The sequence below is a fragment of the Pseudomonas graminis genome (genome assembly GCF_001705435.1).
Taxonomy (GTDB): domain Bacteria; phylum Pseudomonadota; class Gammaproteobacteria; order Pseudomonadales; family Pseudomonadaceae; genus Aquipseudomonas; species Aquipseudomonas graminis_B.
On record NZ_MDEN01000066.1, the window covers coordinates 213,130 to 232,213 of the forward strand.

Here is a 19,084-nt window from a genome sequence, read left to right on the forward strand (position 1 = left end):
AATCGTCGAAGGCCATGAAATGATCATGACCCCCGACGTGGCGCTTGTTGCGGTTACGGCTTGCCTCGCAGCGTTTTAACCTTGTCAGTGAAGTCTTTACCGCCGTCTACTGCGGTGTAGACCATATGAAGCTGGATGCTCTTAACGAGCGCCTTATCCTCGTTGACCAATGACTTGACGAATTGCTCGTCAGGAAAGCTCAGCTGCCAGCGCGATATCGCACCGGTGCCCTCGAATGGCAAATACCGGCCATCGTGGAACATCAGTTCATATACCCAATCCCCTGGCCCAAAACCCAATCCGTCATCTGCGACGCCTGACGACAGGGCAATCTGCTGCTGGGCCCGCAGATTCCGCTTCACGCTGATGGGGGGCTTGAGGACCTTTTCGTAGAGGTAGCTTGCTCCTTCCTCGGTAGGGTCGATCAACGTCGTGCTGTCAATTTGCGTAAGAATCGCGCTGACCTCCTTCATCGCCTCGCTCGCGTCGGAAGCCATCACAAAGGAAACTGACACGTGTTTGATTTGGCGCAGATAGTGGCCAGGGTAATTACTGTCGAAGGCAGCGGACTTTATCTGGCATGTAAGAGGCGTGTTGTGTACAGCCTTGAGCTTGTTGATCTCATCTGGGCCCTTGGCCTCCCATATATTGATCGTTTTCTTGATGGTCAGCCGCCGCTCATTGCTCTGCAGGTAGGCATTTTCCATCTCCTGCAAATCGACCAGCAGCGATTCGCCCGCCAGCATGCCTTTGTACGAATCAATCCAAGCGGTGGTTTTAACGAAAGCAGGTCGTTTGTAATCCCCGATTTCATAACGCCAGGCAGCTTCTGCGCTCAGGCACAGCGACAAAACTGCGTCATAGGCAGGGGCGTAGAGCAACTCCTGGCGAGCGACGAGCCAGTTGTAGATAGGGATGATGGTGAAGCCGGTGGTCATGGCGACGTAAGCTTCTTCGAGGTTTCTGCGGTTGGCGCGGGCTTCATCGAGGGAGATAGTTGCCGCGTTGAGCTCAATGTTGGTTTCTTTAAGCTGGAGGTCGATGGATTGGATTTCCAGTTCGGCTTGTTTGCGTTCAAACTGCCATCCGGTCGCGCGGCGCTCGTAGCCAGATTCAACAAGCAATTTATCAGCAACATATAGCGTCGCCTTACCGGCAATCTGGGCGGCGTCGGATACTGTGTCGATAGTTTTGGAAGGCTCGTTTCCCCCCACCGCCATCCCGTAGATGGTCGGTACTGCTGCTTTGATAAGACTTGCAAGAATCTTTGGGGGGATCGAACAGTTCTGAAGCGCGGCAGCCGTCCACTGCAGTGCGGTGGCAGCTTCCTCCATAGGGGAGCGCCCGACATCGATAAGCTTGCCATAATGATCTCTTCTGAACACCGCCGCCTGCTTGCTCAAAAGCAACGTGTTTTTTTTCGCTTTGACCGAGCTGATCGACTCCTGCTTGAGCTTGAGGGTGAAATCGGAAATTCTGATTTCCTGCTGTTTCAGCAATACGGAAAGCGTAGTGTTGAACTCATCCTCCATCAGTTTCATGTAATGCCGGCCCATGTCCTGAAGTTGCTGCACCGCGGCGCGGGCCATGGGAATCAACTGCCTGAACCGGTAGGCCGGAACCTGCATGCGGTCGCTGTTGTAGGTGCTGATGAGATGCCCAATTCCGCGTTGCCCGAACCCGAATGGATCTGCGCCTTCTGCGCGCCAATCCATCACCGGCAGCAGTTTTCCATCGATAGTGAGGCCGTGACGCAAGTTGAACAGGCGATGCTCGATTACTTTCCGTGCTTCAATGACACGCTCATTGATAGGCGTACGGAAGGCCGAGCCCTTCAATGTGCTCAGCGCGGTAGGCTCCCAACGCGACACGGCCGTGCGCTCTGGTAACGGCCCGACCAGCTTCAGCGCTTTTTGATAGCTGAGCCAGGCGTGATTGAGCGTGCTGGGGGTAAGTTGACGGTAAAAATGGTCGCCCTGGCGCTGCCAGTTTTCCACCATCGAAAGAAACACCGCCTGCCGGTTATACCGCGACAGAATGAAGGCTCTGGTCGTGGGGGTCACCACCTTTTGCAACTCTGAAGTACCCGATCCCACCTCAGCCAGTGGGCGGGTGTTCCAAAAAGGGGGACGCTGTTTTTCGTCCACGATCGTGCGGAACGGGTCAAATAGATATTCGGTGAACCAGCGTTCTGCTTCGTCAAATTGCTGCTGCTCGCTCAAGCGTGTCGCAACAAGATTCGGCAGATGGAGGAATAACTCTCGAAAATAAATGCCATTGGCGCCGTGGAAATCAACAGAAGGGTTGCGAATGTCGGGATCAATGGTGGGTTCTTTGAGTAACTGCGCGTCCCACTCCAACGCCCGCTCTACACTACGCGATGCTCTGGAAACAAGTTGCTTGCCGAACAGCGTGTTGAGGCGAATGACGTTGGTTGGAAATATGGGGGGATGATTGGCAACTTTATTCAGGTTGAGATATTGGGCCTGTTGCTCGTTGCGCTTGATTGAGATGTCCCATGTTTCATCTTTACTGATAGCGCTCACCTTGTAGGTGACGAAAACATTATTCCCGGGATTGCCTGCCTCACACAGTGCGAATACGTAGTCTCCCTCTTCTGTCCAGGAATAATCATGGCTTATAGAAGATTTGCCATCAGCAATCACGTTTTCTTCGGATAATTTGGTGAACGACGTTGCGTTGGGAGCTTTGGCGTAGAGTCTTAGCCTGATATTCATGATCGAGTCTGGATCGAACTGGATATCACGTATTGGGAAGGAGTCTAGGAACTTTTTGCTATGCTGTGTATCTTCATATACCGTAATCCTGAAGCTTTCTTCAAGTAAGAGTGAGGGTTTATTAATAGTAAATACGGTGTCGACAAACATGAACTCGTGATTCTGCCCGTCTATGTTGACTGAATAACCCATGCTCAAACCCAGTTTGTAGAAAGGAACTGCACCACTAGAATTCAAGGTGCAGGCTCCACCTTTATCGGCTGTTATATTGTCGCCCCACATGTTTACTTCGATTTCTTCCTGTTTTGTGATGACTCTCACTCTTATTTTGACAGACTTGATAATTAGACCTGATCTGTTTGCGATGACTCTTAGGTATCTATTTTTAAGGTTTAATGTTTTAAGTTTGTCCGCAATTAGTGTTGCCTCAATTGACGCTACAGCGTTGAGGTTGCTGTATGCATAACTATTTTTAGCGGCTGTGCTCGTATATGAATCATCGGTATAGGCGACAAACTTTACCTTCGACCCGTAGGATGAATTGAATGTCTCAGCCGCTTTTTTATACCAAGGTGCATTGATCTGGTCAGTCGCCGCATAGTACCAGAAAGGAATTTTTACCAGCAGCGGAGGTACGTCGCTAGGGGGCTTTTTGTTTGCTGGCTGATCCACTTTGCTGAGAATTTTTTTGACGTCATCTGTCATGCTTTCCTTGTCGTACGTGTTAAGTCTATGGGGCGACGAGACTACCGATTCGTCGTATTTATCCAAGTCATATGCTAACGTATCGTGGATGGCCTCCTTAAAAGTCACCGTAATTTCGTCACCGTTGTAGGGATGCTGAATTTTTGTGATGTCGTTGTAGGAGTTGTATATCGTTTTGCTAAGTTTGCCTGCGCTGCTGTCGTCTAGAATCTTTGTATTTATAAGTAAAAGATCCCGCGATTGAGTAAAGTAGTCTCTGCCAGCTACTCCGTATGGTGCATCAGATTTTGAGTCCTGAGCGCAGTTGTACAGCATTACTGTTAACCATGGGTCACGAGCCCGCTCTCCTTCAATGTTAACCAGCGCAATAAGCCCAGGTTGGTACGTATCATCCTTAAGGTATGGGTTCGGGATTTTTGGTTTGATTTTCGCTGTGCTCGATTCGTCGTCAATCAGGTCATCAAGCCGTTTGCCATCTTTCGCACCGTCCAGACTCATCCATTCATTGGGTGTCGACCAAAAACCATCGCTTTGCTTATAAATGTATTGAACGCTCAATTTCTTGAATTTGGTGGGCGTCTGGTTTTTCTCATCGGAGCTGGGAAGCCCTACCGTCCCGCGCTCAACCCAAAAGACATAAGGGCGCCCTTCGATCATAACCGGCCGGATCGTGTCACACGCGTATTTTTCATTATCTACGGTATAGCGGTTTTGAGTGATCTGACCTGTGGGCGTCACCGCGATCTTCTCCCATTCCGTCCAGGCCAAGGGGCTAAGACGTTCTTTGTCATCGCGCAGCGCCATGTCTACGGACCGCCAGTAATACTCAGGAGGGGAGGCGTTGGTTTTGCCGATAAAGTGATAGGTATCATTTTTAGGATCAACACCGTCCAGGTAGCCGCTAACGATTTGCAAATTGCTGGTCTGCTCAAACTTTGTGAGATAGGTGGTAATTGCTGTTTGCAATAATGCAGGATCAAGCTTGCCTTGATTAAGCTCTACCTCCAGTGATTGAAAGGCCGCCGTTTTATTTGGTCGATTAGCGTAGTAAATCATGTTCTCTGGATGGTTGATCTGGGTTCGCCAGATTTTCCATAGCCCATATTCAGAAGCGAACTGCCTCCACGCGGTCGATAGGTCTTCCGGAATAGTGCTGTTCAGGTACCCTGGTTCCAGCCGTGCGTACAACTTATGCAGGTAATGCTGCAGGCTCGCAGTGTGTTGTATGGCAATACTGGAGCGGACGACGGAGCTCACTAAAATATCAGTGAGGAAATAACTGGACAGGTCATCCATCGAATGAATGTTGGTTTTGGCAGCTGCGTTGGACTTTGCCCAATGGCCTATCAGGTAACCGGCCAGCGCATCACGCCAGGTTTCTTGCAAACGCGACTGAACCGGGATCAACTCGTCTTCCGCACATACCCCGAGGAGTTGGTTCGCGCTGCTTCGGTAGTCATCAAATGTTGAGGTGCTGTCGAGCCAGTACAGCGCTAACACCGATCGGCACGATAAGTTTGTAAGTTTGCACAGTCGTTGCGTTCTGAGTGCGTAGTCAATATCGCTTATGGAGCTTGTGCTGTAGTCGGCTGATTCAGGGGTGGCCTTGGCTTCTTCAGACGCCAGTGTTTCGGGGTCATGTAACTTGAGCGTCAGGCGTGTAGGATTAGTTTGGTATTTCACCAGTTCTTCCCACATATTAGGCTTTACGTCTGGCAGGTATTGGCTCGCGAACACTTTGAGCGGCGCAGGGTTGTCGACCATGAACTGCTTGAATTTGTCGTATATTCCGCGTTGAGTGTCGCCCTCCGAACCTACGTCGCTCGTCCTGTTCTCCAGCATGTACATCAAGAGCAACGTGCCCAGTGACCCTTTCTCCCTTATTTCCCAGCGGTCGTAGAGTTTTTTCTCAGCGGGGGTGAGCAACTTTATAAAGTCATCGAAGGTGACGACAGGCTTGATCGATTGTTCTTGTGCGAAATTCTGTTTCACGTCTTTCAATGAAGACATGAATGAAAATGTTTCGCCTTGTAGCCATCCCATCAGTTTTCCCAATTGCCGGGCGGAGGCAAGCACCGCTTTAGGATCGTCGGGTTTGGGGATGTCGGTAAAAAAGCTCAGTGCATCCTTTTCTTCGAAGCCGTTCTCTTCGCACTTCAATACCCAGTCGTGGTAATGCCCCAGCTGGTAGCACAAGTCGAGATTCAAGACGGGGAGCGGCTTCGAGCCCTTTTTGCTGTTGAGCGTCGCGCTTTCCAGCGCAAACCATTGGGGTTTGTCCAAGAGCGCAGTCAAGCCTGCTGGGCTTAATTTGAGATGCTTGATCACCTGAGCGTGGTGAGCGAGATTGCTCCAGACAGTGACGTCCAAACCTTTCTCGGGGGCAGCGCTGCCTTCAGCTGTACTGGGTTCAGCTTCCAGAATCCCAGCGAGTAAATCATGACGTGAAACGTTGACCCAGCGTAACAATGGCAGAGCATGCTCAGGCTTGAGCGTCAGGCCTTCGTTAGATTTGCCAAATGCTGTGCCGAGGATGTGCTTAACAACATCGTCTTGGGCGATAACCGCGTTTTGAATCAACGATTCCAAATTGGCAGCAATATCGAGCTGGTCGGCTTTGGGGATGAGAAGACCGGTTGTGCTTGTGATCTTGCCGTCGAGCAATTCAGTTAACTTGCTGACGAGGGTCTCGGATGCATCAAGGACGAACGGAGTAATCAGACCTCGGCGATCGATGTACGTGGAAAACATTTCCAGCCAAGATCCGGACGCAACGGTTACTCCTGGGCCCGCCGCGTGTGAGAGTTGCGACTCATTCACCAATGACGATTTGATCTTGGGAATGGCATCCAGAGCGGAACGTTCGATCCGCGCATCAAGACCGTAAAACGCTTTAAGGCTCGCGGGTATATCTGCAGGGTGTGGAGTGAGCCATGTCAGGAGCGAGGCGGCGGATATGCGTTTTTCACGCAACCAAGTCTCCAGATTGGCCAAGCCCACCAAGACATCAAGAATGTCGAGCTGGTCGTCATTGGTTGCAATGATAGGTTTACCCGCCAATTGGGCCATCACATGGGGATTGGCGGTATTGAGCAATGCGATGAGGCTCGCCCCTTCATTCATGTCCAACCGCAGGAGCCGGGGCAAGCGGGTAAGTCGATACAATGACGAGAAGAATCCCAACGTCAGTGCTGGTTTCTTTAATCGCAAGGTCCGGGTTATCTGGCTCAGGTAGGCGTTGGCTATATTTTCTTCAACTGAGAACGCACGACAGAGCTCTGCAATCACTGCGTTAGGGGCGCCTCTCTCCACGCTTACTTCCACCGGCAGCTCAAACTCGGTTTCGTTGAGCACCAGTGGTGCGTCGATGTCCGCCAGCCTGCCCGCCCCAGGACCATCGAGAACCCGGTCGAGGAATGGCTCGGTTTCACCCACGGCGTATGGCGTCACTTCGTTAATCAGCGCTGCGAACTGTTCTGCAGTAATCTGGTATTCGTCACGAAGGTGTAGAAATACACCCAATGCTCTAAGCGTGTTTTCTGTGAGGTGAAAATCTTTTTTCTGGCCTTCTGAGCGCAACGCGGCCATGACCAGAAGATCGACCTCAGCGAAGGGTATTTTCAGCGCGTGTTGCAGGTGGATGATTTTGTGGATGCGCCCGAAGTGATCTGCATTGGCACCTTTGACGCGCAACGCGATGCCTGCTCCGCTCAATGTGTCCTGTAGCGAAAGAGCAGGGGCTGTTGCGTTATTGATGAATGTTGCGCCAAATATATGGCCCGCAATGGGAATGTTGATTTTTCCGCCGGGCGAGTAGGAATTCGACTGTTTGACCGTAGTAAATGCTTCTTGGCCGTCGTCTGCAACGCCAGATGTGGCCAGCAAATCGAGCACATCCTCGGGTTTCAACCCCGTTTGCCGGGCAAGAAATTCGACACTGCTCAGTTGTTCCAGCGCTTCCTGTGCGGCGCCTTTTACACCGTAACGTTGGAGCAAGAAGTCGGCGCCGTTGCTCGCGCTTTCGTCTAGCAACAATGCTTGTAGGGTGGGACTGAATCCAGTGGCTTTGCGCATAATGTTACGCAATTGAGCGGTTCTCAAGTTCCCGTAAGCAAAATTGGGATAGCCATAATCAGTCTGTTGCAAAAGATTGAATAGAGAGCATCTTTTAACGCCCAGTACTGCCTTGATTTGCTCAAGCGGGTGATGAAAAGGTAGCTGGACAGGGTACTGCGCAGCGGCGATTTGCTCCGCCAGATTTTTCTTGTCTCCCACGTAGATCTTTGCTTGCCGAGTCATGGCCTCAATTACGAGGGTAAGTAAAGGTACCTGGGTTTCCAGACTGGCCTCATCAAGCACTCGCTCCCCGATATCAGGACGTCGTTCGCCGAGTGTAATCTGAGTAGCAGCATCGCCTTTCGCTTCCAGGCTAAGCGCTTGCTGATATAGCGTGTGGAGATATGAGAACGGACCGTTATTGGCTTCCAGTGCATCGGATGAGCATCTATCGGCAACTTGTTCAGGGAACATTTTTCCGTAGACCGCAGAGGTGGTGGTGTAGTCATCCATGATCAAATTCCTGTTTTCGTTGGCGGTGCTGCTGGGTTCGCAGTTATTAACAAGCGTAGAGGCAAGAGGGGTCATCCACACTAAGCCCAGACGAAGTGTCAGTGGATTAAAGTCGTGGTATTTCAATGGGTTGCCAGGTGTTATTGCTATTTGGAATATAGGTCATTGCGAATGAGTTTAAGTGTGACCCGTTGTGACGCTTGATCAAAGACGCGCTGCGTGTGGTTTTCGTTCAAGAGCGGATGGCTAAACTTTCGCTCTGTGCAAATGAATCCGTTAAAAAAAGCCCCCAGACCTATTAAAGTGGGGGCTTTTTGACTCTGCGGTTGGCGATTCTTTAATTAGCCTAGAGGCGAACACTAATTCGCTATGCGTTCTTTAACTTTGTCAGCGAATGCCTTGCCTCCATCCAGCGCTGTATAAACGAGATGAATCTGGATATTTTTTACCAGCACGGTTTTTTGATCTGCCGTTATCAATAACTTCGCGAATTCAGGATCAGGGAAACTCAATTCCCATCGAGAGATCGCGCCTGTTCCTTCAAATGGCAAGTAACGGCCATCGTGGAAAATCATTTCATATACCCAGTCGTCTTTACCGAGCCCCAGACCATCATCGGCCATGCCGGTAGACAGTGCTATCTGTTGCTGGGCGCGGAGATTCCGCTTAATGCTTGGGGGTGCTTTAGTAGCGTTGTACAGGTACTCCAGGCCTTCGTCTGTGGGTTCGACCAGCGTGGTACTGTCGGTTTGGGTAAGAATGGCGCTGATGTTTTCCAGATTCGCTCCGCTGCCCGGCGCCATGACGAACGAAACTGAAACGTGCTGGAGCTGACGTAGGTAGTGGCCTGGATAGTCTTTGTCGAAGGCCGCCGGCTTCAAGTCGAAAGTAAGTGGGCTGGTGGCCAAATTTTTGATGGCTGCAAGCCATGCGATATCGTTTTGCTCGCCCTTTATGTCAATAGTCTTCTTGATTGTCAGGCGGCGTTCCTTGTTTTGCAGATAGGCATTCTCCATTTCCTGCAGGTCGACAAGCAATGATTCCCCGGCCAGCAAGCCCTTGTAAGTATCGTTCCAGCCGCTTGTCTTGATAAAAGAAGCACTTTTGTAGTCGCCGATTTCGTAACGCCAGGCTGCCTCTGCGCTGAGGCAGAGCGAAAGCACCGCGTCGTAGGCCGGGGCATACAGCAGTTCCTGGCGAGCGACGAGCCAGTTGTAGACGGGGAGGATCGCGAGCCCGCTGGTCATGTAAGCGTGCGCCTCTATAAGATTTGCGCGGTCAGCTTGTGCCATGTCAAGGCTGATAACAGCCGCTTTTAGCTCGATGTCGGCCTCTTTAATTTGCAAGTCGAGCAGTTGGGTATCCATTTCCGCCAACTTTTGCTCAAATGCCCATTCGGCGGCTCTGCGCTCGTAGCCACTTTCTGTGAGCAGCTGCTCCCCAGTGAATGAGCAAGTGGTGCTCGCGTGATCAAAAAGGGAGATAACTGCACTTATCATCCCAGAGTATTTTTGACCGCCCACTGCCATTCCAAATATACAGGGCACTGAATCGGCGATGCCTTCACCCACCGAGAAGGGGGCAATTTGGGCTTGGAGAATTGAGCCAGTCCACATAAGTGCTGTTGCTGCTTCTTCCATCTGCGAACGACCAACATCAATTAAATTCGTGTAATAGCCTTTTCGATATTCCGCCATTTGCCTGCTGTACTGCAGTGCAGCACTCTGGGCTTTAACCGAATTGATCGCTTCCTGCTGAAGCTTGACACTGAACTCGGAAAATTTGATTTCTTGTTCTTTAAGCAGCACAGCCAAGCCAGTGTTTGACTCATCCTCTACCAGCTTCATGTAATACCGGCCCATGTTCTGTAATTGCTGTGCTGCCGCGCGGGCCATGGGCGCCAATTGCCTGAAACGGAACGCAGGGACTGGAGCTCGATCGCTATTGTAGGTGCTCATCATATGGTCGACATTGCGCTGGGCGATGCCGAGAGCATCTGCACCTTCGGTTCGCCAGTCCATGACGGGCAAGATCTTGCCATCTATGGTGAGCCCATGGCGAAGATTGAAGAGTCTTTGCTCCACCATTTTTCGTGCATTGATGATCCGCTCGTTAATGGGCGTCCGAAAGGCAGAGCGCTGTATATCCTTGAGTGCATCAGCAACCCAACGCGATACTGACGCCCGCTCTGGCAGCGGACCGATGAGCTTGAGTGCTTTTTGATAACTCAGCCATGCATGATTGAGACTGCTGGGCGTGAGCTGACGATAAAAGTGGTCACCTTGACGCTGCCAGTTGTCGACGAGCGACAGGAACACAGCCTGCCGGTAATACCGTGACAACGTGAATGCCCGCGCTATTGGATCGACTGTTTTTTGCAGTTCAGAGCGCCCACTACCGACTTCCACCAGAGGACGAGTTTTCCAGAACGACAGGGAATTGTTTTGATCACCCTCTGTTCCATAGGGGTCAAACAGATACCGGGTATACCATTCCTCGGCCTCGTCGAACTGCTGCTGTTCGCTGAGTCGCGTTGCTACCAAATACGGAAGGTGCAGGAACAGTTCGCGAAAGTAGGCACCGTTTGCGCCGTGAAAATCTACCGGAGGCCTCTCAGATTCTGAATCAATAGCCGGCTCCTTGATGAGCTGCGCCTCCCACCCGAGCGCCCGCTCGATGTTGCGTGCCGCTCTGGACAGCAATTGCTTGCCAAACAACGTATTGAGGCGGATGGTATTGGACTTCAGAGTTATCCCTTCATTGGCCGCAGTGCGTAAGTCGAGATACTGAGCCTGTCCAACGCTTTCTGCGATGGATATCTCCCAGCTCTCGTCCTTGCCTGTATACCTGACGTCATACGCCGCGCCTGCGTTATTCTCGGGATTGCCCGCTTCACACAGGATGAAGAAGTGTACGCCAGGGTTGCTCCACGTGTATTGAGTCGTAAAGGATGCCTGACCATTGGCGTTCAGCTTCTGATCGCTTAATACTTTGAATTCACTGTCTTTTGGTCCTTGGGCGTACAGTATTAGCTGAATTTCACCACAATACTCTGGCTTAATAAGCGCTTCGACAGGGAACGTCTCCCTTGTGAAGTTACCAGGGGACAAAAAAATAATCGAAAAACTTTTTTCGAAGAGGTATTGGGATTTTTCGACTACAAGGTCGTAAGTCCATGTGCCGCTGCTGCTGGGTGTAATAGAAACGGGTCTTTCAGGCGAGTAGACAACATTGTCAGCGACATAGACGACATATCCTATGTGGGGCGCTTCCAAACCTTCGCCCGAAATCTCCAATGGAATCGTGATGCTTTTATTTATTGTACAATCGGTTTCAGGCAGGGAACCGCTTACGGTGTAGGTCAGGTCACCTATGCGTATCTCTTTCTTGAACGCTTTTACCTGTAGCTTTTTGTCGCCTTCAAGTTTGATGATTGATTTTGGATAGGAAGCCTCGATGGTTAAAATCTTTTGATTTTCAACGTCTGCGGTCGCGGTCACGAAGCCGTTTGATTCCAGTGTTGTAAAAAAGTATTTCTCAGAATACTCATTGTATCCGTATTTGTCGTTTTCCGAATAATAGCAAAGCTCAATGTTGGATCCTAATGCCTTGTTAAGGTCTTTTAGGTTTGCTGCCAAGTCTGGCTGGAGACCTTTACGGACCTCTAAGTCAGAGAAATAGGAATTTCTTCGATTTGGGGTGCCATTTTTAAGGTCTCTTAGGTTGTCCTGGAGGGTGAAGTCATCCTTGCTGGTCTTCATGTATAGAAACCGAAAACTTTTTAGGTCAACTCGGTCTCTGTTGTGACGAATGTCCCAGTTCCTAGAACTCGATTCTCTCTCAAGAGAGATGTATTTTACCGCCTTGTCATGTTCTTTTATAAAGTGTGGAGACGCGATTGCTTCTTTGACGAATGGTCGCATGCCATCTCGAAAGGAAGTGTGGATTTCCTTTTTTCTGGAGATTAAAAGCTGGTCTCCGTCGTAGGGGTGTTGAATCTTTCTGATGTCACTGTAGGATTTATAGAGAACCTTTGCCAACGCCTCACTTTCATCTGATTTGAGTGGCATCCTGTGGATGAGCAGCATATCTCTTGACTCAATGAAATAGTCTACGTCAAGCGTACCAAGTGAAGGTGCTTTGTTGGGCGTTGTACGGGCACAGTTATAAAGCATGACGGTCAGCCATGGATCGTCTGCACGAGCACCTTCCGTGTTGACTACCGCGATTAAACCTGGCACGTATTTATCATCTTTTAGAAAAGTATCTTGCCCTTTCGTCGGTGCCTCTCCATTTTTTGTGCCATCCAGGTACAAAATTTCGTTTGGCGGCGACCAGAAGCCATCGCTCTGTTTGTAGATATATTGCACGCTGAGTTTTTTGAATCTAGACAGTCTGTTTTTCTCAGCGACGTCTGGCAATTCAACTGAGCTCCATTCTACCCAGAACACATAGGGGCGGCCTTCTATCATGACTGGGCGGATGGCATCACAGGTACGTGCCAATGGAAGAGAAACTTCGCTTGCGGGTGTTACCGGGGCCGTAGTTGTAGTGGTGGCCACCACTGCAGCGGGCGGTAGATTGCTGCTTTGGGCGATTTGGCCGCTTGCACTTACCGTGATTTTTTCCCATTCCGTCCAGGCCAACGGGCTCAACCGCTCCTCGCTGTCACGCAACCCCATATCAACTGAGCGCCAGTAATACTCGATGGGTGAGGCGTTAGTCTTACCGATGAAATGGTAGGTATCGTTTTGGGGCTGAGTGCCGTCAAGGTAGCCGCTCACTACTTGTAAGTTGCTGTTCTTCTCAAATTTTGTTAGGTAGCCAGTGATGGCTGTTTGCAGCAGGCTTGTATCCAGCTTTCCTTGGTTAAGTTCATTTTCCAGTGTTTTGAAGGCTTCGCTTTTGTCTGGGCGATTGGCGTAATAGATCAGGTTGGCAGGGTGGTTAAGCTGTGTTTGCCATACCCTCCATGAACTGAACGCGCCCATGTATTGCCGCCAGGCCGTGGCCTGCTCTTCCGGTATTCTCGCGCCGAGGTAGCCCGGTTCTAGCCGTGCAAAAACGTTATGAAGATAGTGCTGCAGACTTGCCGTTGCCTGTGTGGCGGCGTGTGTCTTGACCGCTGAACTCACCAGAACGTCGGTGAGTAAATAGGTCGAAAGCGCCTCGACGGATGGAATGAATTGCTGCAGTGCGCTACTGGATGGGGCCCAGTGGCCTACTAAAAAAGCGGCCAGGGCGTCGCGCCATTGTTCTTGAAGGTGTGGTTCCGGCTCATTCATTTCCTTGTCGCTACCCACCAGCAGCAGTTCGCTGCTGCGGTATGCGCTGAAGGGAGAGCTATGATCAAGTGCGTTCAGGTCCAACAAGCTTTGGCATGACAGTTCGGTCAATTGGCAAAGATTTTTTAACCTGACAGTAAGGCCAATGTCGGTAATTGTAATCGTTGGATCCGTCTCCGTTTGCGACTCGGGTGTTTCCGGCTCGTACTCTACGAAGGACAATTCCCTATCTTTAGCCTTGTGAGGCGTTATCTGCTCCCACACCTTCGGCAAGGCCTTTGGCAGTATGAGGTCTTTACTGACTTTTAGCGGTCCAGGGTTTTCACTTACAAATATTACAAATTTTTCATAGATAGACTGTGTAACTTTGTCGCTCGATGGCCCTCTGTTCCATAGATATTGGGATACAAGTTCACCAAAGGATGTCCAATCGCGCCAATTTGATCGTTGATATTGAGCCTGCTCTGATTTCGTCAAAGAGTCCAAGAAATCTTGAAAAGGTTTGCTGGGTACAGTTTTGGGACGTTGGCTTTTGCAGGCATCCGCATAAGTGAGTGCGAGCATTGTTTCGCTTTCTGACCATCCAATAAGAGCACTTAGACGTTTGGCGATGTCTGCTTTACTGAGCAGGGATGAGTTGATCAAAAAAACCTGCGCGACTTTTTCATCCATACCACATCGTTCGCATTGTTTTACCCAGGCACAATACTGGCTTGCCTGATAGCAAAGATCGAGGCTCAAGCCTGTGCGGTGTTTGTTTATTTTATCCTGCGCTTTCTTGTTGCCCTTGAGGTCAAACCACTCAGGGTGATCACTCAGGGCTCTAAGTCCCGTTGCGCTGAGTTGCAATTGCCTGACCACTTGGGCATGACGCTCCAGTTCAGTCCACATCAGGAAGTCCAACCCCTCCACGCTACTGATATTGGGTGTTACTGCAGCGCTTTCTGCCGTCAAAATATCGTTCAGCACATCAAAGCCAGTTTTGTTTATCCAGCGCAGTAGCTCCAGTGCGTGTCCAGGCGTCAGCGCAGATTCGCCGCCACCCGAACCGAAAGCTCTCCCCACGACATGTTTGACCACATCTTCTTGTGCGATCGACGCATTGGTCAGTAGCTGCAAGAGCCCCTCGGCGATCTCTGTGGTGTTGACCTCGGTTTGCACCGAGGAGCCAGTGTTCTTGAGTTTTCCTTTGAGCTCCTGTGCCAGCCCTTCCTTGAAATCACCAGCAGGAAGCCCTTTGATTAAACCTCGTTCATCGATATACGCGGCCAGTATGCCAAGCCATGTGCCAGATGCCGGCGTAATGCCTGGACCTACGGCCTGGACAATCTGCGGCTCGGTGATGAGCGAAACCTTCAGGCGCGGAACGGCGCCCTCCAGGGTGCTCTGAAGGCGGCCGTCGATTTTGTACAGCGGCTTGAGTTCTTCAGGGATTACGGTTGGAAGTTGCGTCAGCCAATTCGATAGCGTAGTGGCTCTGATCTTGTGCTGGCGTAGCCATTTCTCCAGATTCACTAGGCCCATCAGAACATCAAGAATGTCAGGCTTAACTTCATCGCCACCAATAGTCGGTGTGCCCGCCAGCTGACTGAAAACCTGGGTGTTGACGTTGCTGATCAAGGCGATCAGGCGCGCGCCTTCAATCGGGCCAACACGTAGCAGGCGTGGCAGCCACGCCAAGCGGTACAGGGCAGAAACTAAGGTAAGCGACAGCGCAGGCTTCTTGAGGCGCAGCGCCGTCGTGATTTGCGCCACGTAGAGATTGGCCTGTTGTTCTTCAAGCGCAAATGCGCGGCACAGGCCTGCGATGACAACGTTCGTTGCCGCTGTGTCGCCAGTTGCAGATGCCAGTAATTCAAACGCCGTCCCATCGATCATTAACCCGCTAGCTATTGGTGCTGCCTGGCTGGCAGCAGGGCTGTCAAGGAGCCGGTCAAGAAACGGCTTGTTGTCATCCACGGCATAGGGCGTAACTGCGTTGATCAGTGCTGCGAACTGCTCGGCCGTGATGCCGTATTCATCCCGCATGTGAAGAAATACCCCTAACGCTCTCAAGGTATCGGCGGTGAGATGGAAATCCTTGGTCTGTCCTTCCGAGCGCAGTGCCGCCATGACCAGAAGATCAACGTCGGAAAAAGTGAGTTTCAGAGCGTGTTGCAGATGAATGATTTTGTGGATTCGGCCGAAGTGATCCGTAGTCGCGCCCTTGATGCGCAATCGGATCCCTGCCCCGCCCATGGTGTCTTCCAGCGACAACGCTGGAGCAGATGCGTTGTTGATAAACACTGCGCCGAAAAGGTGGCCTCCAACAGGTGCCTTGTTCTCGGCCGCAGGTACATAAGCTTGTGATTGTTTGACGGTGGTGAAGGCTTCCTTGCCTTCATCGGGCACGCCAGAGGTGGCTAGCATTTCCAGAATGCGGTCCGGTTTGAGCCCTGTTTTTTGCCCCAGCAGTTCGACGCTGGTCAGTGCCTCTAAACCTTCGGATAACGTGCCTGGGACACCAAATCGCTGGGTTAGAAATCCGTCGCCGCTTGAAGGGCTGGCATCCAGCAGCAGTGATTGCAGTGCGGGGCTGAACCCGGTCCCCTTGCGCATGGCACTCCTGAGTTCGCTGGTTCGCAAGCTGTCATGCGTGAAATTAGGGAAGCTGTGTTGGCATTGCTGGAGCAAGTCGAACAGCGAGGTGCGTTTTCCATGCAGTTCTGCCTTGATCTGCTCAAGCGGAGAGTGAAACGGCAATTGAACAGGGTATTGCGCCTGCGCAATTTCCTCTTCCAGGTCTTTTGCTTCTCCCACGTGAGCTTTGGCCTGACGCGTCATGGCTTCGATGACCAGCGTCAATGCCGAAATCGGCGTATCGAGGCTGCCTTGATCGAGCACTCGTTCACCGATATCCGGTCTCCTCACGGCGAGTGTGATCTTGCTTTCGGTATAGCCATTCGCTTCAACACTCAACGCCAACTGGTACAACGCGTGCAGGTAGGCAATGGGGCCGTTGTTGGCTTCGAGTGCATCGGATGAACATCTGTCGGCGACTTGTTCGGGAAAAAGTTTGGCATAAGTGGCAGATGTGAGGGTGTCGTCCATGATCGAGTTCCTTTTACGCTGGATGAATTGCGAGATTCGCAGTTACTAATCCAGCGTAGAGGCAAGTGCAGAGATCGACCGAAATTGCAGATGAGGTGTACTTGAATGAAATGACAAGTGAATCAAAGGGTTGAAGGTCGTTATCGCCGGTCGCGATAACACTCATCGCTAATTGGTTTAGGCCAATACCGGTAAATCCTGTGGCCAGTTATTCGTTTGACTCTAATTAACCGGGCAATAAGCAAAAAAAGCCCCTGACGACTTCCATCGCCAGGGACTTTTCTCTTACCGGGTGCCGCTAGGCGCAATGCACCCAGCAGGTATTACAAACCGGCAGCGGCGCGCAATGCGTCGGCGCGGTCGGTTTTTTCCCAGGTGAACGTGGTGAAGGTGTCGTCGCCCACGGTCTTGGTTTGCGGCGTGCGGCCGAAGTGGCCGTAGGCTGCGGTTTCCTGGTACATCGGATGCAGCAGGTCGAGCATGGTGGTGATCGCGTATGGACGCAGGTCGAAGTGCTCGCGGACCAACTGGACGATCTTGTCGTCGCTGATCTTGCCGGTGCCGAAGGTGTTCAGCGAGATCGACGTCGGCTGTGCAACGCCGATGGCGTAGGAAACCTGAATTTCGCAGCGCTCGGCCAGGCCGGCGGCGACGATGTTCTTGGCAACGTAACGGCCAGCGTACGCAGCCGAACGGTCAACCTTGGATGGATCTTTACCGGAGAACGCGCCGCCGCCGTGACGGGCCATGCCGCCGTAGCTGTCGACGATGATCTTGCGACCGGTCAGACCGCAGTCGCCCACGGGGCCGCCGATGATGAACTGGCCAGTCGGGTTGATGTGGAACTGGGTGTCTTTGTGCAGCAGTTCGGCCGGCAGCACGTGCTTGACGATCAGCTCCATCACGCCTTCGCGCAGGTCTTTGTACGACACTTCCGGATTGTGCTGGGTCGACAGAACAACGGCGTCGATGCCCACCACGATGCCGTTTTCATAGCGGCAAGTGACTTGGGATTTCGCGTCCGGGCGCAACCATGGCAGCAGGCCGGATTTACGGGCTTCGGCCTGGCGGTGCACCAGCTGGTGCGAGAACGCGATCGGCGCAGGCATCAGCTCGGCGGTTTCGTTGCTGGCGTAGCCGAACATCAGGCCCTGGTCGCCAGCGCCCTGATCTTCAGGTTTCGCGCGGTCGACACCCTGGTTGATGTCAGGGGACTGCTTGCCGATGATGTTCATCACGCTGCAGGTCGCACCGTCAAAACCGACGTTGGAACTGGTGTAGCCGATCTCGCAGATCACGTCACGAACGATCTGCTCCAGGTCGACCCACGCGGTAGTAGTGACTTCGCCGGCAACAATGGCCACACCGGTCTTGACCAGGGTTTCCACGGCAACTCGAGCCTGCTTGTCCTGGGCAATGATGGCGTCCAGCACCGCATCGGAGATCTGGTCGGCGATTTTGTCCGGATGTCCTTCAGACACGGACTCGGAGGTGAAAAGGGAGTATTCGCTCATCTCGACGGTTTTCCTGATTAGTACCGATGGTGAGTGTTGCCAGCCGGTCGCTGAAAATGGCGGACCTGGATCTGGAAACCATTACGTAAGCCTATGTACAGGCTTTCCCCGGGGACCAGCCCCGCAGCGATGGCCCAACGGGCCAGATCTTCCTGTTCGAAGCCTAACCAGAGATCGCCACAGGCCTCCTTGGCCCAGCTCTGGTCATGACTGCACAACTCTGTCACCAGCAGGCTACCGCCCGGTTGCAACAGGTTGGCCAAATGTTTGAGCGCTTCGGCGGGCGCGGCGAAATGGTGCAACACCATATTCAACACCACGCAGTTGCCGGAGATATTAGCGTTGGTCAGTGCATCGGCCAGTTTCAGCTCGACGTTAACCAGCGCCTTTTGCGTGCAGATCTTGCGCGCCAGATCGAGCATTTCCGGGCTGTTGTCCAGCCCCGTAACGTGCCGAAAACGCCGCGCCAGATCCGGCAGAAAACCGCCATCCCCGGGCCCGACTTCTATCGCCGTGGCGTCGGCGGGAAAGCTCAGCTTGTCCAGCAACGACAGCAGGCTGTCGCGGTATTGCGGCAGTCCTGCGATCAGGTCCTGCTGGGCCCGAAATTTCTCGGCAGTGCGTGCGAAGAAGTCCTGACTGGCGTTGGCCCGCTGCCGATGCACCAGCCCGATCCGGGTCTGTACATCATCGGGCAGGCGCAGATTGTCGGCTTCTTCAAGCATCGCCGCGTGCAGCTTGCCGCCGGTGTGTTCGGTGTGGGGCAGGGCGCGTCGATAGAAGATCGCGTTGCCTTCACGCCGCGTTGCCACCAGGTCAGCCTGGGCCAGTACCTTGAGGTGATGGCTCATGCCGGACTGGCCAATGGCGAAAATCTGCGCCAGCTCCAGCACGCCGAAGGAATCGTTCGACAGCGCGCGCAAGACATTCAGCCGCAGCGGATCGCCGCCGGCTTTGCACAGGGCAGCCAGCTCGTCGCATTCATCATGGCTAATGGCAGGCACGCGAAGATTCATAAGGCAGGCAGTCTAGTTATCGACCGGGGCTGTCGCAAGGCCAATATCAAAAAGTTTTGATATTGGTCGATCAGTGGCGGCACCCCGGCGCCGTGATTCTGCCGTTTGCCGTCGGGCGTTGGTTGCGGTGTACGAAAACACCTCAGCAGCAGAGGAAAACACCGATG

Annotated in this window: 4 protein-coding genes; all 4 read right to left on the reverse strand. The window is 52.3% G+C overall.

Annotated elements, in window-relative coordinates:
- Nucleotides 1-53: 53 nt before the first annotated feature.
- Nucleotides 54-8,012, reverse strand: a complete 7,959-nt coding sequence (locus BBI10_RS19355; protein WP_065991233.1) for a Tc toxin subunit A — start codon at nucleotides 8,010-8,012, stop codon at nucleotides 54-56.
- A gap of 359 nt (nucleotides 8,013-8,371) precedes the next feature.
- Nucleotides 8,372-16,387, reverse strand: coding sequence for a Tc toxin subunit A (locus tag BBI10_RS19360; protein ID WP_065991234.1), 8,016 nt, complete (start codon nucleotides 16,385-16,387; stop codon nucleotides 8,372-8,374).
- A gap of 323 nt (nucleotides 16,388-16,710) precedes the next feature.
- Nucleotides 16,711-17,901, reverse strand: a complete 1,191-nt coding sequence (gene metK, locus BBI10_RS19365) for a methionine adenosyltransferase (RefSeq protein ID WP_065991235.1) — start codon at nucleotides 17,899-17,901, stop codon at nucleotides 16,711-16,713.
- Nucleotides 17,902-17,918: 17 nt separating this feature from the next.
- Entirely contained in the window at nucleotides 17,919-18,917 is a 999-nt protein-coding gene (locus BBI10_RS19370) for an ArsR/SmtB family transcription factor (RefSeq protein ID WP_065991236.1), read from the reverse strand.
- Nucleotides 18,918-19,084: the final 167 nt, after the last annotated feature.

Bases quoted from the DNA above. Each gene is read 5' to 3' on its own strand.
- BBI10_RS19355 (WP_065991233.1), bottom strand. From the start codon at position 8,012: ATGGATGACTACACCACCACCTCTGCGGTCTACGGAAAAATGTTCCCT.
- BBI10_RS19360 (WP_065991234.1), bottom strand. From the start codon at position 16,387: ATGGACGACACCCTCACATCTGCCACTTATGCCAAACTTTTTCCCGAA.
- metK (WP_065991235.1), bottom strand. From the start codon at position 17,901: ATGAGCGAATACTCCCTTTTCACCTCCGAGTCCGTGTCTGAAGGACAT.
- BBI10_RS19370 (WP_065991236.1), bottom strand. From the start codon at position 18,917: ATGAATCTTCGCGTGCCTGCCATTAGCCATGATGAATGCGACGAGCTG.